A 25,011-nucleotide genomic window follows, 5' to 3' on the forward strand; every position below is an offset into this window, starting at 1 on the left:
TTTCGATCGGGCAAAACGAAGAAAACTATATTTTTTCAGGCGGTGAAACGTGGGCGTTGCAATCATTACGGGCTCGGCGGGTTTAATTGGCTCTGAGGCGTGTAAGTTCTTTGCCAAACAAGGCTTAGATATAGTTGGCATCGACAATAATATGCGCCAGTTCTTTTTTGGTGCTGATGGTTCTACAAACTGGAACCGCCAACTGCTCGAAAAGTCCTTGGGTACCAAGTATTATCACTTAGATGTGGACATTCGCGACTATGAAGCGATTACCAATATCTTTCAGCGGTACGGCGAGTCGATAGAATTAGTAATTCACACCGCAGCCCAGCCCAGCCATGATTGGGCTTCCCGTGCTCCGAAAATAGACTTTACCGTCAATGCTAACGGCACTCTCAATCTTCTAGAAGTAACTCGCTTGTACTGTCCTAAAGCGGTTTTCATTTTCACTTCTACCAATAAAGTATACGGCGATACGCCTAACAGTTTGCCTTTAATTGAATTAGAACATAGGTGGGAAATTGAAGCCGGCCATACTTACGAAAGCGGCATTCGGGAAGATATGTCAATCGACCAGTGCCTGCACAGTTTGTTTGGTGCTTCTAAGGTAGCTGCTGACGTTTTAGTTCAAGAATACGGTCGATATTTTAATATGAACACCGCTTGTTTTCGCGGTGGATGTTTGACGGGACCAAATCACTCGGGAGCTCAATTGCACGGCTTCCTCGCCTACTTGATGAAGTGTGCTGTCACAGGAACTCCTTACACCGTGTTTGGCTACAAAGGCAAGCAAGTTCGCGATAACATTCATAGCGCAGATTTAATTTCGGCATTTTATGAATTTTATAAAGCTCCCCGAAGCGCCCAAGTTTATAATACAGGAGGAGGCAGGTACAGCAATTGTTCGATGTTAGAAGCGATCCAGATGTGCGAGGCAATTGCAGAACGCAAATTTAATTGGACTTATGCTGAAGGGAATCGCATTGGCGATCACATTTGGTGGATTAGCGACAATTCCAAATTTTCCAGTCACTACCCCAACTGGAAAATGAAATATAACGTTAAACAAATCTTACAGGAGATTTATGACTGTAACCGCGAGCGTTGGCTGAAAGAGGATTCCAATGATTGAGCGGGGCCAAAAGAATGTGCTGGGAATTTCGGTAAACGATTGAAGAATACAAGGTTAAACAAATCTTAGGGGAGATTTATGACTGTAACTGCGAGCGTTGGCTTAAAGAGGTGTTCTATGATTGATAAAGGCAAAAAGAATGTACTCGGCATATTAGTAAATGCCGTTAATTATGAAGCGGCTGTTAGCAAAATTATTGCGGCAGCCAGCGCCGGAAAACCAATGTCAGTTTCTGCTTTAGCGGTTCACGGGGTAATGACTGGGGTTCTCGACAGCACTCATCGTTATCGGATTAATCACATTGACTTAGTATTGCCAGACGGACAGCCGGTCAGGTGGGCGTTAAATTGGCTATACCATACGGAATTGCCCGATCGAGTTTGCGGGCCGAATGCGATGTTACAAATCTGCGAACGTGCGGCAGAAGAAGGATTACCTATCTATTTGTACGGATCTCAAGCTTCTGTACTGGAAGCTTTATCTCGCAATCTCTGCCAGCGTTTTCCCAAGTTAATTATTGCTGGAACTCAGCCTTCTAAATTTAGGCAAGTTTCGCCCCAAGAGAAACAAGAAATTGCACAGCAAATTCGCAACAGCGGTGCAGCAATTACTTTTGTCGGTTTGGGGTGTCCTCGGCAAGAAGTCTGGGCTTACGAATACCGGGACGACTTATCAATGCCGTTGATTGCTGTAGGTGCTGCTTACGATTTTCATGCGGGTAATTTGGCTAAATCTCCTGACTTTTTATCTAAAATAGGTTTGGAATGGCTGTTTCGGATGATTAAGGAACCTCGGCGCCTTTGGCAGCGGTATGTTTTTTTGAATCCGCTTTATATCTGGCTATTTTTGCTACAAGCTTTGAAAATCAAACAGTTCGACCCCACAGACGCCACGCCGCCTGTAGAAGAAGTATTATATGGTTGAAATTTAAAAGTTTCTGGTGAATTATGGGTGCTCACAAGTAAAAAGTAAAAAGGCAAACACATCGTAACTAATCGTTGTGTGGTGCAACTGCGATCGCATATTCAAGAAAAGTTATATCAAATCCCGTGGCATCCGAATTATAGTGGGAGCTTAAGAACTCGCGATTTGGGTAGCGAGCTCTTAAACTCCCAGTGACATGATCCAAATATATTATTCCGATGCCACCGGAAACGATATTACGCCAGAAAACAATTTTTACATTATCTATGTGGTAAGCTGCGAACTGCACACCTTACATACAAAGTTGGTGCGTCAGTCTCGATCGAGTCAGGTGGATTGCTGGGTCAATAGTCGCATTTGGTTTGACTGTACACCCGGCCTGGGCGATGATCGCAGGGGATGGCCACAGTATGGTGAGTGTGTAACGAAAGTTGATAATCAAACCCAAAGTTTATTGCCCTTACCTCGATCTTGCTATCGCTTTTGTGCCACAATCCGGATCGAATCGTACTTGTTTTCATCAGCAGCAAAAATTGTTTTCAGCAGTAGCTTCCAAGCTTGGACTTGACTGTTTTCTTTGCGCTTTACTATCTGATGAGATGCAATGGAATCGAACACACTGAAAATTTTTCTTTCATCATTGATCCAAGTGTTGTCAAATTGGCGATAGTAGCCATTAAACTGGGTAGAAATTACCTCAAATCCTACTTTTTCACAGATAGCGCGCAAGCTCTGCGGTGTGAAGAAATACAAATGCCTTGGTACATCTAGATGCATCCATGCAATCCCTGATGACTTCAGCCCAATACAAGAGTTATTTGGTACTTCCATCACCACTTTGCCGCCATCCACGAGCAACTGCATGGCATTGCGGAGTGCAAGTAAAGGATCTCTGGTATGTTCGAGTACGTGGTTCATCACAATTATGTCGTACTGTCTAGACTCGACTTCTGGGGGCAAAGATTCAGCAGTACCATAAAATACATTAAGACCTCGCTGCTGAGCCAAAACTAAAGCTTGTCGATCGGGTTCTACGCCCCAGACTTTGTGACCCTCTGCTTGCAGTTCTTGCAGCAGGTGCCCGTTGGCGCAACCAATTTCTAAGATCGAAGAGGAAGCAGTCCCGAACTGTTGCTTCCACCATTTACTTGTGACATCTACTCCGCGATCGAAACGCCAAGCTAGATGGGTACGCAATTTATCGAAGAAGGAAATAGAAGAGGCAGATACGAAGCCTGTAAAGTCTATATGATGAGTATAATACTCATCAATGTCGTAGAAGCTGGCGATTTTGTTGAGTTCGGGTAGAGGATGAATGCATCCAAGTTGTGACTTTTCGCACCAGTACAATTGAAATGACTCTTTGTTTCGAGGTCTGCGCCAATCACCGGGTATGAATAGCCACGGTTTCATACTCTCTGCCGATATCGGGCAGACGACGGTAGGGCTTAAGCACGTTTGACTTTGCATTTTAGTTTTCCTTACTTAGGAACTTGATGTATTAATAACCACTCCTGTTAGAGCAATCCGGGACGTTATGTACCCGTGATAATTGCGGACTCCTAAACACAGTAGATGAATGCCTAAAACTTATGAAGTTTTGGGAATACAATTGCTGAGGCGTGCTTTTCAAGTAACATCGAATTTAAGCTAACGCATATAACTGGCTTTGTCACTTTTGATTAAAAACTACACCTTCCGCGAGCGGGCGGTGAGTAAGTTTTTCTGTTGTCAATAACTCAGCAATAATTCAAGTCTATATTAAGTTATAAACAAGGTAGGTTTCTCGGCTATGATACTAATAAAAGCATTTGTGCATCCACCTAAATAATGAAGCAGTTGATTTAACAAGATTTAAACTAAAACGCCTGTTAGTTTTGCCTGTTCCGGTGGAAAGGAAAATGAGTTGGTCGCTCAATGGTTTAGAGTTGCTGTGGGAGCGGGTGGTTGCCAAGAAAATGTAACCTGTTAAAGGAGACTTGAGAACCTATGGAAGAAGTGCGATCGCCCAGTCGAGTTTGATGCTATTAAGTGTGAAAAAAACATCTAAATCTAATGGCGATCGCTCCGCTCAACCATTGCCTTTACAAGACCTCCGATTTCCGTGGCTACCTTAATGAAACCTGTCTCAATCATAAGCCGAAGCATTCTTAAGGCAGTTGACTGTACGCCAAAACCATATGTGGAGCATCAGATACTTGAGTTTCGATGACTTGACTAGGCCGTGTTGAGTAGGCAATAGCCTGCATATGTTTTACGCGAGCTTGAAAAGTCTTCTCAAATGTGTGCTGTTGAGCAAACTTCAGCGACTTGAACGACATCGATTTAATTTCTTCCCGGTTTTGGCTGAGTTCGGCAATTTTCTTCGCCATCTGTTTAGGCTGATTCATTGGCACCACCCATCCTGCCTCCGACATTTCTGCAATTCCCTGGAATGCTTCGTTAGCATATCCAACAATCGGCACGCCACCAGCCATAGTTTCTATGTAAGTACAAGAAGGATCGCCCTGCCGATGACAGCAAACAAACAAATCAATATTGTTCTTCACAAAGGGGAAAAACTCTGTTTTAAAGTCAGGCACTCCGAGCATTTTCACGCAATCATTAAGTTGATTTGCAGCTATTTGCTGGTGCATCATCTCTTCTAAGTCACCAATACCACTGATGAACATTTCAAATTTCACCTTCAGTTGTTTGAGTTCTTTAGCGACCTCAAGTAAATGATCCGCTCCTTTCATCTTAATTAGGCGACCTGAGAATACTAGCCGCAGAGGCATATCTTGAGAGCGGTTTTCAGTGCGCCGTTCAATGTCAGCTTCTGTTGCTAACATATCCTCTCTAATCCGCGTGTCCAAGAACAACTGTGGGTTTCGATTGAGATGCTTGTATTCTTGGTAGGTAGGAGTGCCGTTGCACTGCAATCCGTCTGCCATTGCGATCGCCTTGCGCTGCTTATATTCCTGACTGTAGGTCCAGATGATTCTCCGCAAGCGGATCAAGGGATTGCTCGTACTCACATTCACGATCTGTTTGCGAGTTTTCAGACTGTATTCGGAAACGTAAATACACGGTACTCCCGCTATTTTACACACTTGACTGATATGGTTCTGTCTGTATTCCGGGGCTGCCAATACCAGGGCACTCTGATGCTGATGTAGTAAAGCTGGGGTGATTTGATCAAAAGAAATTATTTCCAGTTTGAATGGCAATTCATCAAGTTTGAATATTTTTGCATCCATCTGGTCGTTGTCTTCTTTCGTTTCTTCCATCATCACAGTAATTGAACCAGACCAATAGGTGGCTAACTCACCAACTGCTTCTATTAACTTCCGGGTCAGTAAAACTTCACTGTTTGGCAAAAACTTGGCTTTTAGTGGCTGTACGATTGTCAGATTGTTGTTAGTAAGCATAGGTTAGGTGCTCCCTGATTTTAAGTTTTTACTGTTGATGCGGTAGTGAATCTTTGCTGTAGGCAAGGGCTGTTGATCGATATAACCGACATCGACCGAATTTAAATTTCCCCGCCTGATACGAGAAGCATTTCAGACTCTGTTGCGGAGATATCTCATACTTAAGATGGAGCCCGCAATTGGATTAGACCTTTATTATTTAAGGTGGGGTCTGTTTGATATTTCGCAATCATCTGCGATCTCCGTATAAGTGTCAATAACCTTTTCCCAGCTTTACTCAATCTTTATAATTGAGCGGTCAATTATAAAGAAGAGCGCAATTTTAGGGTTAGTTTGGTTAAAACAAGGGCTGTTATAAGTATTTCTACTTAAGTAAAACCCTCTAACTGCTTCTAGCTAGCAAGACTGAGCGCGAGTTGCGAATACGGCGAGGCAAATGCTTTAAGTAAGTCGGCGCGAAAAAACGCTCCTATGTAAACGAGGGCCAAGTCTCCAAGTGATCTCTACTGGCTGACTTAAACCTGTTTACAGAGTGTTACATTATGCGGTTTAATCCGGCGTCCCTACTTAAACCATAGACTTATAACAAATTTATTAAAACTTTACATAAATACATATTGTGTAACATACAAATTATATTTCTTTACAATTAACAAGGCAAAGGAGAAGGAGTAAAAAAAAAGAAATTTTACCCCTTCTCTCTTCGCTAATGCGAAGCCTTGATGCTGAACTTTTCTTTAATAAACCGGATATAAAGGTGCTTGAAAGCCGACTTCACCACTCGGGGCATACCAAAGTCAATTGGCATCATGCTTTCCGGCAACTTCCAATCCAAAACCTTGAGAGTTTCCGGCTGCAAAAGCGGAAAATCAATCGCCTCTAAATTCGAGCAAAGTCCCAATCTCATCGCCGCAGCTACAGTGGGAACCGTCGCCGGATCAGCATTAATAATTTCAACTAAAGTTCTGTCCAAAGCAAACACATCATCAGACGCGGCCAATATTCCCAAAAACTTAGGTTCGCCGCCGCTTGGCCCGTTACCTTCGTGACCGATAATGCCATCCAAAATCGTCAAATTTGGGTTAATTGCCCGGGCAGTTTCTACCAGCATTTCACCGAATCTGGCGCTATCTTTGCCAGCTTCCATGTGCCACCAAGCCTTCATTTTCCCGGGGACGCAGCCAAACAAATTTTTCACGCCCATTGTCACGGTTAATTGAACGTGAGATTTGAGTTTGGGCAAATTAATCACTACATCCGCTTCCATTGCTTCTTTGCAAATTCGCAGATGATTGAAATCTTCGCTGACAGTTTCGTAGCGTTTTCCTTGAAACTCAACTATTGGCAAATTCAGTTCTTCCAACAGGGGCAAATAACCGTTGGCTTTGGCTACACCCATTGCGCTGCCAAAAGCTGGACTATCACCTAAAAACGGTTTTCCTCCCGCTTCTATAACCATTTTGGCCACACAGTAAACCAATTCAGGGCGGGTGACACATTCTTTTGTAGGGCGAGAACCTGTCAGGAGATTGGGTTTGAGTAAAACCCGATCGCCCGATTTGACAAAAGCCGAGATTCCGCCCAAGGGTGCGAGCAAACTTTCTAAAGATGTTTGCAAGATTTGGCGATCGTATGAATTGGCACGAATTAAACTAACAGCCGACATAATGGGTAATTGGTAATTGGTAATCGGTAATTGATAATTGGTAATTAGTAATTGGTAATTGGTAATTTTTCCTCGCTATAAATTGTCAGCGATTATCCTTACCCATTACCCATTACCTCTAACTAGCAACTCGGTTTAAGTATCCATCGGCAATCTGCCAACGGCCGCCCGCTGCATGGTACTAACTCGCAGCGAGTTAGAGAATATTCCTTGACCTTGAAGTGCCGGGATAGCAGGTTTTACTTCTACTTTTACTATCCGGGCAGTACAGATAAAAACTGTTTGATCGGCTAAATGGAAAGTCAACCAAGGTTGACTTAACAAAGTCAGCACTTCCTCTTGGAATTCTTGTGCAGGCATCGGAATAGTAAAGGTTTCTGCGTGACCTTCCACATAATGAAATGTCACTTGAGTTGTGTTCTCTTTATCTTGAGTTAATTTGCCAAAAGAACCGGCGCGCATGAATGTTGCTCCCAAACTTTAGACTATAAAAAAAATTCAGAATTAAATGTAAAAAAATTAAATTCTGAATTCTTTAACTTTAACCTGTGACAGCACTTAGGCAGAACTCAGAAGGCAGAAGGCAGAATTAAATCGAGTTCAGCCTTCTAGTGTCTAGCTGATACCTGCGAGATCCTAAACGTTAGCAGAAGATGCCGGCATCGCACTCATTTTCTCTAAATCTAGAACTTTTGCCAAGTCTTCTGCACTCATTAAACCCCGTTCTAGCACAATTTGCCGCAAAGATTTGCCTGTTTCTAGAGATTCTTTGGCGACGGCGGCGGCGTTGAGATAGCCGATGTGAGTGTTGAGGGCGGTAACGAGGGCGAGACTGCCTTCTGCGTAAGCGAGACACCGATCGCCCTTAGCTTCAATTTTGGCGAGGCATTGGGTAGTCAAAGCACTGATGGTATTGCCTAAAATTTCGATGCTGTGAATGAGATTGTAGGCAATCAGGGGCATCATCACGTTCAATTCTAATTGTCCCGCTTGGGCAGCAAGGGCGATCGCGCTATCGTAACCCATAACTTGAAAACAAACCATCGATGTCATTTCTGCCATCACAGGATTGTATTTTCCCGGCATAATTGACGAACCAGGTTGCACAGGAGGCAGTTGAATTTCTTTCAAGCCCGTTTTCGGCCCGGAGTCCATCAAACGCAAGTCGTGGGACATTTTAACGCAATCCTGAGCGAGATTTCGCAGTGCGCCGGACACATTTACAAACGGTGCCATACTCTGCATAGCTGCCATTAAATGCTTTGCTGGTTTTAGGGGGTGGTCGATTAATTCTGAGAGAATTTCAGCAACTTTTTGACAGTATTCAGGGTGAGTATTTAACCCGGTTCCGGCCGCACTTCCCCCCAATCCCAGGGATGTCAAATCATCGGAGGCCCTGTCAATTCTCAAAGTATGTTCTCTGAGAATTTGCGCCCAAGCGCCGAAGGTGTCGCCGAGTCGAACCGGCACAGCATCTTGCATATGAGTGCGGCCGGATTTTACAATATCTTTGAATTCTTCTGCTTTGTTTTCTAAGGCGACTACGGCATCTGACAAAGCCGGAAAAAGAGTTTTTTCTAACGCCAACAATCCGCCGATCCGAATTGCCGTTGGAATCACATCATTTGTCGATTGACCGTAGTTTACGTGGTCGTTAGGACTGACGCGCTTGTAGTTGCCTTTTTCATCGCCCATAATTTCCAAAGCGCGATTGGAAAGAACTTCATTAACGTTCATGTGGTGAGAAGTTCCGGCGCCGGCTTGGTAGACATCAACTACAAATTGATCGCGCAAGTTGCCAGCTAGGATTTCATCTGCTGCTTGGACAATTGCTTGACTGATGTCTTGGGGAATGCAGCCGAGTTCGCCATTGGCGATCGCCGTTGCCTTCTTAATTAAAACACAAGCATCAACGTATGTTGATAAAGGCTTAATGCCGCTAATCGGGAAATTTTCAACTGCGCGCAGGGTTTGGATGCCGTAGTAGACATTAGATGGGATTTGTTTGTCTCCCATCGAGTCGCTTTCAGTGCGATAGGTTGCGGTTGGCTTTTGAGTCATATCGTCTGGTTTGTGATTATTAGGAATTGTGCAAACAGAACTTACGCACAGTTGGTCAAAAACCGGGTTTATTGTCGGGGAATCTGTTTGAAAGCATAGTTTTTTGTCAAGAAACCCGGTTTCTGAAGGTTTTTGTGTGTCGTGGACTGGCAATTTTTTTGGTAACACGGCTGACGGGCGATCTTACTTTTCTGCGCCCGCAGGCAACTTTACAGTAATGCGTAAGTCCCGATCGTACAAAATTATCCCACATATTAGGCTTCAATCTAAAATCTCAAAGCTGAAATCGATTGACAGTTTGCAAAAGCTAAAATTAGTCTATCGGTAAGAGCGATCGCACGCAGACAAGGCGAGTCAGCTATAATCATACAAGTAAATCCATTTCACAAGAGTGTTAAACTCCCATGAACAAACCAGCAAAAACTTTCAAACACCCGCTAAATATTTTGATAATCGGCTTAAGCGCCTCTGCGCTTTTTCCGGCTTCAGTAAAGGCTATATCCAGCATTGTTCCCACCGCAGCCATCCCGGATAAACCGGCGATTTTAATGAGTCAGCGCCAGCAGGAGATTCAGTTTAAGCGCGGTGCTAGTTCAGCGGAAGTAAAAGGAGGAGTAGCGCGCGGCGAAGTCATGATTTATCTGATTAACGCCAAAGAAGGTCAAACCATGAATGTTGAGATCCAATCAGTTGAGGGAAATGCTGCTTTTAAGGTTGTCGATCCAAATACAAACGCCGTAGCTGAAGGAGAAAAAAGCTGGTCTGGAGAAGTGTCCCAGACGGGGCAATATCAGATAGTCGTCGGTACAGAACGAGGAGGAGCTAGTTACACTCTATCAGTTTCGATCAACTAATTGTATGGTGCGTCGCCACGAGATATTCAAGCTGCTTGGAGATTGTTAGTAGCGACGCACTCTACGTTCTGTCTCGCGTGGGCAATCTTGCCGTCGATTTACCCGATGCCGATGTGTTGCTTCAGGTATCAGGAAAGTATGGTTCTCGCCAAGAAGAAGCGCAGCGCCTCGGACGAATTCTACGCCGGAAATCTGACGGACATACTGCGAGTTTTTATACATTAGTCTCGCTACAAACTTGCGAGGAAGATTTTGCCAGACACCGGCAACTATTCCTCACCGAACAGGGCTACAGTTATACTATTGAGGTTCAAGGCGATGGTTAGTCAGCGAGCGATAAATTCTTGGTAAAACTGCTCATGCAAACCGGAGAAATTATCCATCCCCTCCTTTGTCAGATACCCGCTATTCTTACCAGTGTGCGGATTTTTTACGTAGCTATAAATTACTTTTGAAACCTTAGGATTCTCGCTCCACCTAATGTTGAACGCTGCATAGTTTGGGAAAAAGGTCATTTCTGCATAAGCATCAATGTGGTCATGTATCCACCATGCCAATGCTGTCCAATCTTGAGTGCGTTCATAGTAAGGGATAAATGATGAAACAATAATACATACTGTTGCTCCCATATACCCATCTGAATCTTTTACGTCCCAGATATGTTCTGCATAGTTGGACTCATTACTGGCACAGTTGTACTGATTTTTATTCTCTGCTCCTTTGGCGTTCACGGCACAAGAACGATAGGCTGAGCGGATACTAATCCGACCCAGCGCATCTTGAATTGGTTCAAGCACCCTCTCACACAAATTCTTTCCTGCTGCGATCGCCAAGTCAGGATCGCTAGGAATGTTAGGGATACCTTCAATTTGAGAGATTTCTGAATAAAGAAACTCACGCATGAAAAAACTCTTAGAGAGTTGAACCCGTCCTAGCTCTTCCAAAGCTTTAACAGTTTGTGGCTTTCTCATAGACTGAACTACAGCAATTAGAGGTGAATAGCTTAATGTTACAATACTGGCAGATAATTTAGAAGCATTGTTTCAGCCAAAAGCAACGTTCCGGTTGAGTGGCTAGAAATAACTTTTGCATCACCACCAATATCTTTCGGTAGTCCGCTCCAACCGGGTTGTTAGATCGCGGCGATCGCCACTTGACGCTGTTATTGTCCGCGTCCTGGTTTGCAATCTGCAAAACCTAATGCCTCTGTGTCAAGGAAACTAGCGATCGCCATCTCAATGACTGCTTCGATTGGGTATTCAATTTCAGCAGCACGAGCAATTAGGGCAGCACGAATTCGTTCAGGAAAACGTCCTAAAATAACTTCGGCATCAGCGAGGGAAAGTTGCTCTTGAAGTTTGGCTTGCATGGCTTTACATCTCAGTTGGAATTTGGACGTTGTAAGGGGGTTCAGTAGCTCTTAGAATGATGGCTTCTAGCTCCAATAGTAACGCAGGGTTCTCAAGCGTGAGAAATTGTCTGTACTGCAATCCGTATGTCTTCATCGCTATATTTATCGAGCCATCCCCACAAAAAAGCTTTGTGCCCACCACTGAAGCGACCTCGTAAGCTCTTGGTTTTACCGATGTAGAGCAATCCATCAGTTCTGTGCCTGATTGCATAAATGCCAGGACGCGCAGGAATGCTCTCAAACCCACGGGTCAAGGGTTGACATTGCTCAAAAGGAATGAAAGCAATCGCGTCTAGAATTCTTCGTGCTTGGATTTGTAGGTCAGAATCATTCGTTGGCATGAAGGCAAGAAGGCTAATTGCACAGAAATCATAATCCCACAAATTCTGTTACAACCATCATCAACTAGGGATGGTTTCCTGCGCGATCGCACAGAGAAGGCGATCGATCCCGAGCTGAGTTGAGCCTTGGCCGTGCCTGTGTTTTTCTAGGATATGGGAAAGGGGCGAGCGATCGAGTTTTACCTGCCGGTAAAAGATGTAACGTTATTTCCGTAAAAAACCTCGTTTCTGCGTCCCGGAGTATTAATGATGAAATTAAATCTAAAAAGCAACAAGTGCAGAATATCTAGCCACCATCCGAATTATACCTCCTAACATCCTGCTACACTATTAATAATCGCATCCTCACCCACAATTATGCTCGCAAAAGCAATCCTCGCTATCGCTCCCTACATCTCAGAAGTGCTCTCACCCATCGCCCGAAATATCGGCTACAAACTAGGAGAAGCCTTCGGCAATAACTCTCAAAAGTACCGAGATATTCTGATTCCCGCTCCCAATAATTCATCGAATTCGGCTGAGATAGAGCGAGCAAAACAGAGTTATTCCCAAGAACTGCTGGAATACGCGAAGGCGAAAGATACCAGAGATAGGGAATTGTTAAAGCTAACAGTAGCACAAACAGCGCGTCGCATTGAGTTGCAGGAACAGGAACAGCGAGACAGACTGAAGTTGGCAGCCTTGCAGCGGGATTTGATGCGGGAATTGCAAGCAAAGGATATTCAGGTCAAGCTGGCTGAAATTCAAACAATTTGGGATAAAGATACTTGGTTTTCTAAGTTGAATCGAGAGGAAACTAAGCAGATTTTACTTCAGCAGCAACACCGCCTCTTAATCTTACTATCACCGCCCAAAATTAGCAAGCGATGCCCGGAAACCTTTTGTGAAGATTTGCCAATTGAGATGAGAAGTGTGGGAGATTTTCTCAGACAGCATTATCCTCAACAGGATGTCTTACGCCCAGTTAAGTTTTATAGCGACTATTTCACTGAGTCGATTGGTGATATTGATGTGGAACGCTTGCAGCGAATTTTATCTCCGGTTCCTACTACAATTTTATATAGCGATATCAGCGACTATGCGGTAACTTTCCGCGTCGGCTTTTGGGGATTCCTCAACAATCAGGAAGTCTCCCTGTTTTCTACCAAAGTTTTTGACTGGGAAGAGGCAAAAGATGCACTTTTAGCCTCTGGGGTAAGTGAGAAAAAAGCCCTCCGCATGATTCGGCAGTTGATTGTAGCGATTCATAAGTTGCTGGCGGGATTTTTAGCCGATTTGTATTATCTCAATATTGACCCTGGCTATGAACCTTTGTTATTTAATTTAAAGGATGAATTGGCTGAATATGGATTAGCAGAAGAGTGGGTGAAACCTTATTTTGATATTCTTCAGGATATTCAGCGGCAACAGCGAGAACAGTATGAACAGGAGTTGAAAAAGCTGATTGAGCAAGTAGAAGCGGAACGTCAATCTCAAGAGACTGTCAAAGCTGAAGCAAAACGCCAACAACAAATAGAAGAAGCTGCCAAAGCTGAAGCAAAACGCCAACAACAAATAGAAAAAGCACTCAGGAGAAAAATTTATCAGCCATTCAAATGTGTCAAAACTCTTAATCGCGTAGGTAACTCATCTGTTAATTGCGTAGTTATCAGTCCAGATGGCAAGACTTTTGCTAGTGATAGCAGTGGAGATTGCAGCAAAATTTGGAATTTGCAGACAGGAGAGCTGATTCGTAGTTTCTATGGGCATTTATATGAGGTTTCTTGCGTTGCCATTAACCCTAATGGTAAAATTTTAGCTAGCGGAAGTTATGACGGAATAATTAAGCTGTGGAATCTAGAAAATGGACAAGAGATTAGGACTCTCAAGGGTCACTCACGTTTAACTCGGTCTCTTGCTTTTAGTCCAGACGGAGAAACTCTTGTTAGTGGCAGTTATGACCATACTGTCAGACTGTGGAATCTGAAAACAGGACAGGAAATCCGCACTCTCACTGGACATTCAGACCTGGTTTATTCTGTCGCCATCAGCCCGGATGGAGAAACTATTGCTAGTGGCAGTTGGGACAAAACTATCAAACTGTGGAGTCTGAAAACCAGACAGGAAATTTGCACTCTCACTGGGAATTCAGAGTCAGTTTATTCAGTCGCCTTCAGCCCGGATGGACAAATTATTGCAAGTGGTAGTGGAGACAACACTATCAAGCTTTGGAATCTGAAAATCAAACAGGAAATTCGCACTCTAACAGGGCATTCACACTTGGTTTTTTCCCTTGTCATCAGCCCGAATGGACAAATTATTGCAAGTGGAAGTAATGACAATACTATCAAGCTTTGGAATCTGAAAACCGGACAGGAAATTCACACTCTCACTGGACATTCAGCCAGGGTTAATTCGATCCGTTTTAGCCCAGATGGACACACTCTAGTTAGTGGCAGTTGTGATGGGAGTATCAAGATTTGGCGGCGTGATGAGTGAAGTAACAGGGAAAGATGAAAATTATGGCGCTATTTGCAAACAGGGAACTACAAAACTTGACTGCGTGAGAAATAAACCGATAAACGCTTAGGGAAGGTAATTGAAATGTCAGAAACAATTAATTTTGAGCAAGCAGTGTTAGATAATCTGCGACAGTTGCCAAGGGAGAAACAACAAGAAGTGCTCGACTTTGCACAATTCCTCGTGCAAAAAGCGGAACAGAAAAAGCAGTTACCCAGCGAAAGTTCTGAGTCTAACAGTTCGTCAATAACCGAACCTACTCTCAAGCTATCACAAGCGAGAAATTGCTAGCCTGCCAATAGCAGAACGCCATAAAATACTAGCAGCATTTATACCTGCTACAGCCGAAGATTTTTTGACATATCCTGAATTAACCGAGTTTTCGGTACTCGATGGCGAGGAGTATTTAATTGAGAAATGTTACACTCGCAGCCACGACGCTTTTTTGAAAGGCTACGTACCCGAAGACGAAGGACTTTATGATAACTACAGTACGTTTGTCTAGATTAGATTGTGTGAAAAAGTTTTTGTTGCTAGCGAAAATCGGGCAAATTTCTCAACCAGATGCAGCAGCAGTGAAACCAGTCTGGGATTTGTACGTTAAGCCTCAACTTTAATCATAATTCGATCGCCCTCAACTCCCCAACTCCCCTCAACTGGGCCCTCCCATCCCCCAACAGCCCAACAATACTTAATAAAAAGTTTATAAAACTTACCATGTTCGCATAGATTAGAGTTATCCTAGAAAATCCAGCAATCCTGCAAAGCGTCAACCTTCTCGTCACTTATCCAGTGGTTCGATGACTCAAACCCAAAGCACTAAGACCGCCACCGCACCAGCAATTTATTCCTTGACAATTGCTCCCGCCTGTGTATTGCGAGGTCGATCGGCCATCGCACAAGCCGGAGATGCGATCGCCCGTTTCGGAAAGCGGCCGCTAATCGTCGGCGGCAGCAACTCCCTCGCCGCCGCCCAACCCTACCTGCAACCAATCCTCGAACAGCAGCAGTTAAAATCCGCCGAAACATCATACGGCAAGGATTGCAGCGAAACCAGCCTCGAAACCCTGCGCGCTGCAGCCCAAACCCATCAAGCCGACTTCATCATCGGTGTCGGCGGCGGCAAAGCCTTAGACGCAGCCAAACTCGTCGCCCATCAGTGCAAAATCCCGATCGTCACCATACCCACATCAGCAGCCACCTGTGCCGCTTGGACAGCCCTATCTAACATTTATTCAGAACAAGGTGCATTCCAATACGATGTCACATTAGCCAGATGTCCCGACTTATTAATACTAGACTACGGCTTAATTCAAACCGCACCGCAGCGGACATTAGTAGCAGGAATTGGAGATGCGATCGCGAAATGGTACGAAGCATCAGTCAGCAGCGGACACTCCGAACAAACCCTGATTATTTCGGCCGTTCAACAAGCTAGAATACTGCGCGATATTTTATTCCAAAAATCAGCCTCCGCCCTCAAAGAACCCGGTAGCGAAACCTGGCAAGAAGTCACAGATGCCGCCGTATTGCTAGCAGGAGTAATCGGCGGAATTGGCGGTGCCCAATGTCGCACCGTCGCAGCCCACGCCGTCCACAACGGCCTAACTCATCTATTAGCAAGTCACGGCACATTGCACGGCGAAAAAGTCGCCTACGGCATTTTAGTACAACTGCGACTAGAAGAAATGCTGCAAAACAATCAACTCGCCGCTAGCGCCAGACAGCAACTGCTAAAATTCTACGCCGAGATTGGATTACCGCAAACTTTAGAAAACCTCGGACTCGGAGACATTACCATCACAGAATTGCAGCGCGCCGCCGACATAGCCTGCAATCCCAATTCCGACATCCACAGACTGCCTTTTAAAGTCGTTCCCCAACAATTAATGGCAGCGATGGTTTCTACCACCGCACCTGTGGGAGAATTAAAGATTAAGAATTAAAACAGTTTGTAGTAAGGACTAAAGTCCTGAAAAGGCTGTGCTAGCAAGGACGAAAGTCCTTACTACAAACCAGGAAAACTGACAACTGACAAAAAATAAATGACCTTGGATTGGATTAGCCCTGCTGACAGGTTGCAAAAACTACCGCCCTACGTATTTGCCCGTCTCGACGAACTCAAAGCCCGCGCCCGCGAACAAGGACTCGATTTAATAGACTTAGGAATGGGAAACCCCGACGGTGCCACTCCTCAACCAGTAGTAGAAGCCGCCGTCGCAGCCATCCAAAATACTGCCAATCACGGCTATCCACCCTTTGAAGGAACTGCCAGTTTTCGCCGTACTATTACTAAATGGTACAGCCGCCGCTACAACGTTGAACTCGATCCAGAAAGCGAAGCATTGCCTCTGTTGGGTTCTAAAGAAGGTTTAGCACATTTTGCGATCGCCTATATCAATCCAGGGGACTTAATATTAGTACCCAGTCCTGCTTATCCCGTATTATTTCGCGGCCCAATCATTGCCGGTGCAAAAGTTCACAACATCATCCTCAAACCAGAAAATGACTGGGTAATTGACTTAGCCGACATTCCCGACAGCGTAGCCGAACAAGCCAAAATACTCTACTTTAATTATCCCAGTAATCCGACTGGAGCAACTGCACCCCGCGAATTTTACAAAGATATTGTGGCTTTCGCACACAAACATCAAATCTTGCTGGTTCACGATTTGTGTTATGCGGAATTAGCCTTTGACGGCTATCAACCGACAAGTTTATTAGAAATTCCCGGCGGTAAAGAAATCGGCGTCGAATTTCACACCATGTCCAAAACCTACAATATGGCCGGCTGGCGCGTCGGTTTTGTAGTAGGAAATAGCAAAATTATTCAAGGTTTGCGGACATTAAAAACTAACCTAGATTACGGTATATTTTCCGCATTGCAAACAGCAGCAGAAACAGCACTGCAATTGCCCGATAGTTACTTGGACGAAGTGCAGAATCGTTACAGGACTCGCCGGGATTTTATGGTTGAAGGATTGGCAGAGTTAGGGTGGAATATTCCCAAACCTCTGGCTGCAATGTATCTTTGGGTTCCCTGCACTCGCGGCATGAGTTCGACTGATTTTGCCCTGAATGTTTTGCAGCAAACCGGTGTGGTGGTGACTCCTGGGAATGCTTTTGGGCCGGGCGGCGAAGGATATGTGAGAATTAGTTTGATTGCAGATTGCGATCGACTGGGAGAAGCCCTGCGGCGTTTGAAACAAGCAAACATTCGCTATCAATAGTCATTGGTTATTGGTAATTGGCGATGATTGGCCGCTCACTCTGCATCAACTCATTATTATGTTAAGGATGACACCCATTACCCCCTAAACATAATAATGAGATTAACAAGCTCAGGCGCATACAAATTTTACAGTCAAGTTTGATGAAATTATTGTGGGGTGTCCCGCCCGCCCGAAAAATATAACGCAAGGTGCGGGACAGCCGAGTGTGTAGGATGCCCCGGAGCAGAATAAACCTGTTAAAATTGAAATAATCAATCTCCGACGCACTCTACAAGTTGATTTAAGAGTCACTCTTTATTTTGTGGCAAGGTTTAAAACATCCGTGGATGTACGATGTCCGACGCCGTGCCTCCTTAGTTATAGTTAACAAAGATCATTAAGGAAGCATTTTTGCCATGCCTGTAATCGAATCTAAGTTAAACAACACCCGCAACCTTTTACAAGAATTAGGCAACTCAGTCTCTAGCTTAGTCAACTCGTCCCCGGATGTTTTTGCTGATTCGGGGATTCAATCTTGCCTACAGGATTTTTTAACTGTTTATCAAGAAGCCGTCCAACGCCTAGAAAATCCTAGTTTTCGGATTGCTACTCTGGGCACAACTTCCTCTGGAAAGTCAACGATTGTTAACGCGCTGATTGGTCGGAAAATTGCGCCTATTGAAGCAGGGGAAATGAGTGGGGGTGTATTAACCATCAAACATTCTCAAGAACAGAGATTAATGATTGCAGAAACGGAAGATGCTGCTTGGGATGCTGGTGAATGGACGGGATTAAGCGATGAGGATTTATACCAGCGAATTAGCAGCGTGATGCACTCCTATCACGCGGCGCGGAAAAAGCGTGAGTATGTTGCGCCACAAATAACAGCTCATGTTCCTCTTTTACCTGCTTGTGATGCTTCTTTACTGGGTTTACCCAACGGAATCGGAGTTGAATTGATTGATTTACCGGGATTGAAATCAGTTCAAGACCGGGCTAACTTAGCAACTATCCAAAAGCAAGTTAATAAAGCTTTTAGTTTAGTGGCTTTAGACTATATGCAGGTAGATGATGAGCACAGAAAACGCTTATTAGAAGAATTAAAGAAAGTTGTCGAATATCTACAAGGTCGCACAGATTCGATGATTTTTATCTTAAATCGGGTCGATAACCGAGGAGCCGATGATTTACCTCTTTCAGTGCGGATTGATAAGTTGAGAGAGGAAATTAAAGAGGTTTTATTACTGCCAGAACTTCCTGATGTCCTGCCTTTTAATGCTCGTCTTTTATATTATGCTCAATGTGCTTGGGGTTCAGGATCTTTTAACGAACCATCACTGATAAATCAGGAACTACGGTTAAAACTCCTTAAGGCTATGTTTCAAGATTGTGCAGGAGTTATTAAATTAAATACTAAAGAGAATCGAGATTTAAAGAATTGGTTTCGCTATATTGAAGATGGGGTAGAAGACAATGAGGCTATTGATGATGAAACCATGCGAGAAATTCTCCGCTATTCTTTAGAATGGAGTGGTGGTAGAGAACTTTGGGATCGTTTCCGTGTGCGGGTTCAAGAATCATTTTCAGAACTGGTAATACTTCCTGCATTGTTGGAAGTATTCGATAATTATGATGCTTTGGAAAAATTACTAGAGGTTCTGATTCAGGCTCGAAAAATTAACAATCAAGAACAGGTTGAACAAGAAAAAGATAAAATCGCTAACATTCGTCAAGATTTGCAGAAAAATATCAAGAAAATTGGGAAAGAATTTAAGGGCGAAATTGAGCTACTGATAGCAGGGTTGAAAAGCGATGATCCAAATATTCGGATTAAGATTAAACAAGCTGCTGAAAAAAAAGGGTTGGATGGATTTTCTCTGAAGGGATTTTCTCTGATTCTTGATGCTGTTAATGAGGTAGAAGGAGATTTGACTAAAGTTTTAATTGTTCCAGTTCGCGATGCTCTTAAAGATAATCAAGGAGCTTTTGAGCTAAGAGATAAACTACGGGAAGTCACATTACCTTCATTGGCTGATGATATTTCTCATGCCTATGATAATGTTAGTCGAAGACTCAGTAAGTTTTCTCCTAAGTCAGAATACTTAGTTAAGCGTGTACGGGCTGATGATGATCAGGGAAAAAAAGAAATTGAACATGATGAACGCTATACTCTGTTGCTATATCACAGCATGAGAAAAGCTATGTCTACAAGAGCAGAATTTTTCTTGCAAGGAAAAGCTCAACAATTTGAACAAGCTTTAGAGTCATTAGTTAATGAGCAAGTTAAGAGATTAAAAGTTTGTTTGTCAGATGAAAATTTTTCTTCGATTAACATTGAAAAAGCAGCCCTCAGTAATTTACGCAAAAAGTTAGCTCAAAACTTACCAACTTTACCTGAGAAGTTTTTTGAACTTTCCGAGCCTATCAAACAAAATCGCTCCAAACAAAAAGAAGTCGTTGGTACGAAAACAGAATATGAAACTCGCACAAAAACTGAATATCAAAACTATACAGAATCTTATCAAGATGGTTCTTGTTTTTCTAGCACGAAAACGAGAACAAAAACACGACCCGTAACCAGTAATTACCAAGAAGCTGTAACTCGGAATATTTACGAAGATATCGAGTATGTTGAACTTTTTCTTCCTTCTCCCGACTTAATGGCAAAACAATGGTTAAGTGGAATTGAGAAAAAGAAAGGAAGTTTGTGGGATATTTTGCTTGACTGGATTCTCAAACGATTAGATGATGTTAGCAGTATCTTTGAAGAATCCGTTGATGAGATTACCAATCTAGCTGAACGTGCTTTGCAACAACAATTAACTATTATTGAGGAAAACTTTGAGCAGCAAAAACAGTTCTGGCTTGATTTTGAAGTTAAAAAAGATCATGCAGCAGCAGATTGTGAAAAGTTACAAGAGATTATTGGCCAGTGAAGCAAGTTTTAAACATAATGAAATTTAGGAGTTCAAAAATGGAATCTAACGATCTAGATATAGTAGCAGCAGGAGCATTAGTAGGAGGACTAGGAGGACTATTAGTAGGAGGACTAGGAGGAGCATTAGTAGGAGCAGCAGGAGGAGCAGCAGGAGGAGCATTAGCAGGAGCAAAATTTAAACAGCTAAAAGAGGAGCAATCACCACAGCTAACTCATAGAGAAGAATCAAGAAAATTTGACCCTAATCCTCCGGGTTCTGACACTTCTACAGTTCAAACGCCTCCAATTCCAACTCCTCCAGTAAAAATAATTACTAAACAGTTTTTAGTTTTAGTAGTTTCTCATTTACAAGCAGATTTTTTGAAATCACTGGAAGCAAAGGGACGAATTAACGTTAATGAGGGAGAAGCACTTTACGAAATCACAAAATATTTATGGCTAGGCGATGAAAGTGAATTTTCTCAAAGAAAAGCTAATCTCAATCGGTATTTAGTGTCAGAAGGAGCAGAATCAGAATATGATATTTATCTAGTCTCTATAGAGCTAAATAAAGCCGATGAAGGATTTAAGCCTAAAGTCAATCAACTGGATAGATATGACGCTTTTCGTAACTTAGCTGATTTAGTTAACTTTGAAATATCGCCTAGATTGCAAATGGAAGCCTACGGAAACTTTGACGTTTATAATCGCTAAACATAGTAAGTCAAATGTTAATTGATACCACTCTTTTAGTTAACAATCCCGAAATCATCCAAGGTTTGTTAAATGGCTCAATGCAACGCTATGGCAGCGTTATTAGATGGGCTGCGGGAACTGTAAATGGTGGTCAAATTGTCCGCCATTTAGCCGAAACTCCCGGACTGACTAGCAAACTGATGACTGTTCCATTTTCTCCCATTTTGGCAGGAATTGATGTTATTGGTCATGGGCTTAACTATCATAAATTAATAGGTGTCGAGCGTAAATTAATCGGTATTGAAAATACCTTATCCTCAGTGATGGGGCTAAGTCAAATTGCTGCCGGCGCAAGTGTTTTAAACCTGGGTGTCAGTATTGCTGGCTTTGCCTATATGGGCTATAAACTGCACCAAGTACAAAAAACTTTAGGTCACATTCAACAGTCAATGGAAGAAGGCTTTAACCGTGTTGAAGCGGGCTTAAATCGGATTGATAATCGCATGGAAGAAGGATTTAATCGAGTTGAATATAGGTTAAATCAGGTTGATAATCGCTTAGATAATATCTCTGGACAATTGGCATATCTGTATTTATTGGTAGAAGACAGCCGCCAAAAGCAAAAAAGCCTTGCTAAAGCTATTTCCCATCTTCATCAAGCCCTGCTAATTCAAGAAATAGCTGCTTTAAAAGCTGAACTTGACGATCGCTCTCGTTTTCCTGATGAATCACCGAGATCGGCCATTAAAACAGCTTCTCGGGTGGGATTATTTCTCAGTAATCAAGCAATGCAAGCTACCCCAGAATTAGATGCTGAAATTATGCTTAATGCTGATGTTTCTATTCAAGGTTGGGCTGTAGCCATAGCAACAGAAGCCAATCTTCTCTTAGAAATAGGGAAACATCAAGAAGCTAAAGAATTACTGGCGTTACAAATCCCCCAATTTAAACAAGTCGCGGAAAGATGGGGTAAGGCACTAATCAATGATGAAAACACTTATCTATCTACAGCTTATCGCTTTACTAATGCTCGGTTTAAAAACCATATTGCCTCAGAACGAGTAGAACGGATTACGGAAATATCACCAAGCGATCGCACTTTATCTCCTGACCAAATCAGAAGCAAAAAAATTAACGTTGATGTAGAGTTTGAAATGTCCTATAGTTCTGCTAAATTTGATCAAACATGGACACATCGCCAAATTGCTGTAGCTGAATATTTGGATGGATTGAGTGAACTTTCCGCCAGATTAGAGGGTTTAGAATCGTTTGCAAATCTGTGCGAAAGTAAAGGTGTTAAAAGCAGCCGTGAAATTCTGCCTGGGCCAGACACTGAACCGGGCATATACATACTATCCAGCACATAGGGTAGGGTGCGTCATAAGCCCAAACCCTTATTCTATCAATCTATAATTTGCTCTGACGCACCCCACAACTGACAACTGACTATAACGTTTTAATTTGTTTAATCACCCAATCAAAAGTTTGTATAACTTGCTTGAGGGCAGATTCCTCTTGCAAAGTAAACAAAGCCAGACTCGGCGACCTTCTCTCACCCGGTTCTATAGGTAGCGACAGACCGATCGAACTCAGTTTACTTCTCAATTCCAGCCAATTGTGTTCCCCATTAAACGGCGGTTGGGAACCGTAATTGTCAGCAGAAATCTCCATTCTGCCAGCAATATTTACAGTGAATAACTGATAGGGTTTTCTTCCTCTGTGAGGCAATTGAGCGGCGAAACCGCCGTAGGCGTCCCCCGTTCCCCACTGGATTTGAACTTCGGGTTCTTGACTTTTCGCCCACAGGTAAATTGCTTTTGCCATTTGCGCCTCGTCCGCGCCTCGTCTAGCTTGGATTTCCGCAAAAAATGAAGATTCATCCCAGCGCCTTCTTTCGCGCGTTGCGCTGGATTTTTTCTGCTGTGCTTCCGCTGTCTGACCGATCACTCTGGGAACCAGCGTTTTTAAACCGTCTTCACTTACATACTGCTTAATTTCCAGGGCCAAAACTTCAACCGGGTCCATTTGTTCGTTGAGAAATTCCACAACTCGGCGCATTTCAGCGGAAATCTCGTCAGCTACAAACACTAAGCGAACTTTACCCGCTTGCAAATTAGTTTTAACCTTCTGCCAAAATCTGTCTTCATTAGCATCTGCACCGAGAAACTCTTCAAAAATCTGTTCAGGATCGCGACCCCGATCGCGACAATTAGCTTCAAACAGAGCAATAATTGAATCGATGGGCCAGTAAAACAACGCATTAGCAGCATAGTCGATCGACTGACCCAAAACTTTTTGCCGCAGTTCGGCATTAGGAGTTCGCCGCACATCCACCAAAGTAGGAACTGCATTTTGGTCGAGAAACAAATGATCCAGCGACCACTGCACCGCTGTTTCCTCATCGCTGGGTGCAGGTTCCCGCGAAATTAACAGCCACCTCCGCGCCGTCGCCCGATCGATTTGGTCTCCCGCGATCAAATTAGGATAAGTTACTAGCAAATCTTGTAACTGGTCTTCCGAGTCGTAGGGCTGTTCCATCATTTCTACCAGCCTGTCGTCGTCCTGAATGAGATAAATACCTCCAGCCATGCAAACCCACCTAGTTAATTTTAGATTTTAGATTTTAGATTTTAGATTTTAGATTTCAGGCTTAGTTATTAGTCTTCAGTCTTCAGTCCGCAGCCAATAATTTGTGAAGGCGGAAGGCATTGGTCAGAATTCAATAAAAATTTTGAATTCAATAATTTTTATTGTTTGTTAATTCCACCAAAAAAACCTTCTGACTGATGACTGATGACTGATGACTAATCACTAATCACTAATACAACCAGTAAATACTCGCTGTGCCGGCCCGGTCATGTAAATCCGCCCAGAAACTTCTGCCCATTCGATTTCCAAAACGCCACCGGGGAGCTCAACTGCAGTTGCCCGATCGCACTTCCCTACCAACACCCCAGCTACCACAGCAGCACAAGCACCAGTCCCACAAGCTAGAGTAACACCCGCGCCTCTTTCCCACACCCGCATTTTTACATAGTCTGAACGTACCACTTCAATAAATTCCGTATTGGTACGCTGCGGGAATGCTTTGTTGTGCTCGAATTGAGGCCCCACAGTTTCTAAAGCAACAGCCGAAACATCGTCTACAAAAGTAATGCAGTGAGGATTACCCATGCTGACACAGGTAACAGACCAAGATTTATCAGCAACTTCGATCGGCACATCTATAGCTTTGGCATCCGCTGCAGCCAGAGTTGTCGGAATTTCCGCAGCCAGCAGCCGGGGCACTCCCATATCCACCTTCACCTGACCGTCCGATCGCAATTCCGGGGTAATCACACCAGCCAGAGTGTGGAGGCGGTACTGAGTTTTCGCCTCTGACCCTTCCAAATCGGCGATAAACTTAGCCAAACAGCGAATCCCGTTGCCGCACATTTCCGGTTCCGAACCGTCGGAGTTAAAAATCCGCATCGTATAATCAGTGTCGTTTTGACCCGGAAGAGCAAATATCACACCGTCTGCGCCAATCCCGAAATGTCGATCGCACAAATCCACAGCTTGTTCTGGCGTGATCACCGGTTCTGACGAGTGGCGGTTGTCAATCAGAATAAAATCATTTCCCAGTCCGTGATACTTCGCAAACTCGATCGGCATAAAAACAAACCTCTTTTGGTTAAAACTGATTAGATAATTTGATGACCAAATTACCCATTTCCCAGTATTATAAAACTTTATGCAATTTATAGTCCTTTCTAGTAAAATATAAACAAATATAATTTTTATAACTCCACAGGGATATCTCATTAATGCTGATGTCAATGGCTCAATGAATATCCGTCCAAAAGTAGCCACCAAGGGGTTTCTATCTCATCCGGTAGAGGCGCTTGT

Annotated in this window: 20 protein-coding genes and 2 pseudogenes; 12 read left to right on the forward strand and 10 right to left on the reverse strand. The window is 43.5% G+C overall.

Annotation, left to right across the window (positions count from 1 at the left end):
* Nucleotides 1-49: 49 nt before the first annotated feature.
* Nucleotides 50-1,132 carry an NAD-dependent epimerase/dehydratase family protein gene (locus D0A34_13385; GenBank protein ID UNU19735.1) on the forward strand — a complete coding sequence of 361 codons (1,083 nt, stop codon included), beginning with the start codon at nt 50-52 and terminating at the stop codon, nt 1,130-1,132.
* Nucleotides 1,133-1,249: 117 nt separating this feature from the next.
* A complete protein-coding gene (locus D0A34_13390; GenBank protein UNU19736.1) occupies nt 1,250-2,056 on the forward strand; it encodes a glycosyltransferase in 807 nt (268 codons plus the stop codon).
* Between the two features lie 474 nt (nt 2,057-2,530).
* Here the strand turns inward: D0A34_13390 and D0A34_13395 are convergent, their stop codons facing one another.
* The 5 genes from D0A34_13395 to D0A34_13415 all read right to left on the reverse strand — a co-directional run bounded on the left by D0A34_13395 (nt 2,531) and on the right by D0A34_13415 (nt 9,193).
* Nucleotides 2,531-3,526 carry a class I SAM-dependent methyltransferase gene (locus D0A34_13395; GenBank protein ID UNU19737.1) on the reverse strand — a complete coding sequence of 332 codons (996 nt, stop codon included), beginning with the start codon at nt 3,524-3,526 and terminating at the stop codon, nt 2,531-2,533.
* 680 nt (nt 3,527-4,206) lie between these two features.
* Entirely contained in the window at nt 4,207-5,466 is a 1,260-nt protein-coding gene (locus D0A34_13400; protein UNU19738.1) for a glycosyltransferase, read from the reverse strand.
* A gap of 706 nt (nt 5,467-6,172) precedes the next feature.
* Nucleotides 6,173-7,132 (reverse strand): DUF362 domain-containing protein, encoded by a 960-nt coding sequence (locus tag D0A34_13405; protein UNU19739.1) that lies wholly within the window; start codon nt 7,130-7,132, stop codon nt 6,173-6,175.
* 135 nt (nt 7,133-7,267) lie between these two features.
* Nucleotides 7,268-7,594 (reverse strand): hypothetical protein, encoded by a 327-nt coding sequence (locus D0A34_13410; GenBank protein ID UNU19740.1) that lies wholly within the window; start codon nt 7,592-7,594, stop codon nt 7,268-7,270.
* A 174-nt stretch (nt 7,595-7,768) separates the two neighbouring features.
* The gene (locus D0A34_13415) at nt 7,769-9,193 is read right to left on the reverse strand and encodes an aspartate ammonia-lyase (protein UNU22283.1); all 1,425 of its coding nucleotides are present in this window, start codon (nt 9,191-9,193) and stop codon (nt 7,769-7,771) included.
* Nucleotides 9,194-9,597: 404 nt separating this feature from the next.
* Between D0A34_13415 and D0A34_13420 the strand changes: the two genes are divergently transcribed.
* Nucleotides 9,598-10,047, forward strand: a complete 450-nt coding sequence (locus D0A34_13420; GenBank protein ID UNU19741.1) for a hypothetical protein — start codon at nt 9,598-9,600, stop codon at nt 10,045-10,047.
* Between the two features lie 65 nt (nt 10,048-10,112).
* Nucleotides 10,113-10,373: pseudogene (locus tag D0A34_13425) on the forward strand (helicase).
* Here the strand turns inward: D0A34_13425 and D0A34_13430 are convergent.
* The 3 genes and pseudogenes from D0A34_13430 to D0A34_13440 all read right to left on the reverse strand — a co-directional run bounded on the left by D0A34_13430 (nt 10,374) and on the right by D0A34_13440 (nt 11,799).
* The gene (locus D0A34_13430) at nt 10,374-11,018 is read right to left on the reverse strand and encodes a peptidase M15 (protein UNU19742.1); all 645 of its coding nucleotides are present in this window, start codon (nt 11,016-11,018) and stop codon (nt 10,374-10,376) included.
* A 191-nt stretch (nt 11,019-11,209) separates the two neighbouring features.
* The gene (locus D0A34_13435; GenBank protein UNU19743.1) at nt 11,210-11,416 is read right to left on the reverse strand and encodes a hypothetical protein; all 207 of its coding nucleotides are present in this window, start codon (nt 11,414-11,416) and stop codon (nt 11,210-11,212) included.
* Between the two features lie 4 nt (nt 11,417-11,420).
* Nucleotides 11,421-11,799, reverse strand: a pseudogene (locus D0A34_13440) (GIY-YIG nuclease family protein).
* Nucleotides 11,800-13,017: 1,218 nt separating this feature from the next.
* Between D0A34_13440 and D0A34_13445 the strand changes: the two are divergent.
* From D0A34_13445 to D0A34_13480, 8 genes are all read left to right on the forward strand, one after another.
* Nucleotides 13,018-14,277 carry a hypothetical protein gene (locus tag D0A34_13445; protein ID UNU22284.1) on the forward strand — a complete coding sequence of 420 codons (1,260 nt, stop codon included), beginning with the start codon at nt 13,018-13,020 and terminating at the stop codon, nt 14,275-14,277.
* A gap of 117 nt (nt 14,278-14,394) precedes the next feature.
* Nucleotides 14,395-14,589 carry a DUF2281 domain-containing protein gene (locus tag D0A34_13450; protein ID UNU22285.1) on the forward strand — a complete coding sequence of 65 codons (195 nt, stop codon included), beginning with the start codon at nt 14,395-14,397 and terminating at the stop codon, nt 14,587-14,589.
* The gene (locus D0A34_13455; protein UNU19744.1) at nt 14,582-14,803 is read left to right on the forward strand and encodes a hypothetical protein; all 222 of its coding nucleotides are present in this window, start codon (nt 14,582-14,584) and stop codon (nt 14,801-14,803) included. The genes D0A34_13450 and D0A34_13455 overlap by 8 nt, the downstream gene beginning before the upstream one ends.
* A 295-nt stretch (nt 14,804-15,098) precedes the next feature.
* Entirely contained in the window at nt 15,099-16,244 is a 1,146-nt protein-coding gene (locus D0A34_13460; protein UNU19745.1) for an iron-containing alcohol dehydrogenase family protein, read from the forward strand.
* Nucleotides 16,245-16,343: 99 nt separating this feature from the next.
* Nucleotides 16,344-17,528 carry an aspartate aminotransferase gene (locus D0A34_13465; protein UNU19746.1) on the forward strand — a complete coding sequence of 395 codons (1,185 nt, stop codon included), beginning with the start codon at nt 16,344-16,346 and terminating at the stop codon, nt 17,526-17,528.
* A 398-nt stretch (nt 17,529-17,926) separates the two neighbouring features.
* Entirely contained in the window at nt 17,927-20,446 is a 2,520-nt protein-coding gene (locus D0A34_13470) for a hypothetical protein (protein UNU19747.1), read from the forward strand.
* Between the two features lie 362 nt (nt 20,447-20,808).
* Nucleotides 20,809-21,141: a hypothetical protein gene (locus tag D0A34_13475; GenBank protein ID UNU19748.1), complete on the forward strand. Its 333-nt coding sequence runs from the start codon at nt 20,809-20,811 to the stop codon at nt 21,139-21,141.
* 14 nt (nt 21,142-21,155) lie between these two features.
* The gene (locus D0A34_13480; protein ID UNU19749.1) at nt 21,156-22,490 is read left to right on the forward strand and encodes a hypothetical protein; all 1,335 of its coding nucleotides are present in this window, start codon (nt 21,156-21,158) and stop codon (nt 22,488-22,490) included.
* A gap of 79 nt (nt 22,491-22,569) precedes the next feature.
* On the opposite strand, the gene D0A34_13485 is transcribed toward D0A34_13480, so the two are convergent.
* Nucleotides 22,570-23,712, reverse strand: coding sequence for a hypothetical protein (locus D0A34_13485; protein UNU19750.1), 1,143 nt, complete (start codon nt 23,710-23,712; stop codon nt 22,570-22,572).
* A gap of 222 nt (nt 23,713-23,934) precedes the next feature.
* A complete protein-coding gene (locus D0A34_13490) occupies nt 23,935-24,777 on the reverse strand; it encodes a diaminopimelate epimerase (GenBank protein UNU19751.1) in 843 nt (280 codons plus the stop codon).
* Nucleotides 24,778-25,011: the final 234 nt, after the last annotated feature.

Origin of the sequence: Microcoleus vaginatus PCC 9802 (assembly GCA_022701275.1) — a bacterium.
Lineage (GTDB): Bacteria > Cyanobacteriota > Cyanobacteriia > Cyanobacteriales > Microcoleaceae > Microcoleus > Microcoleus vaginatus_A.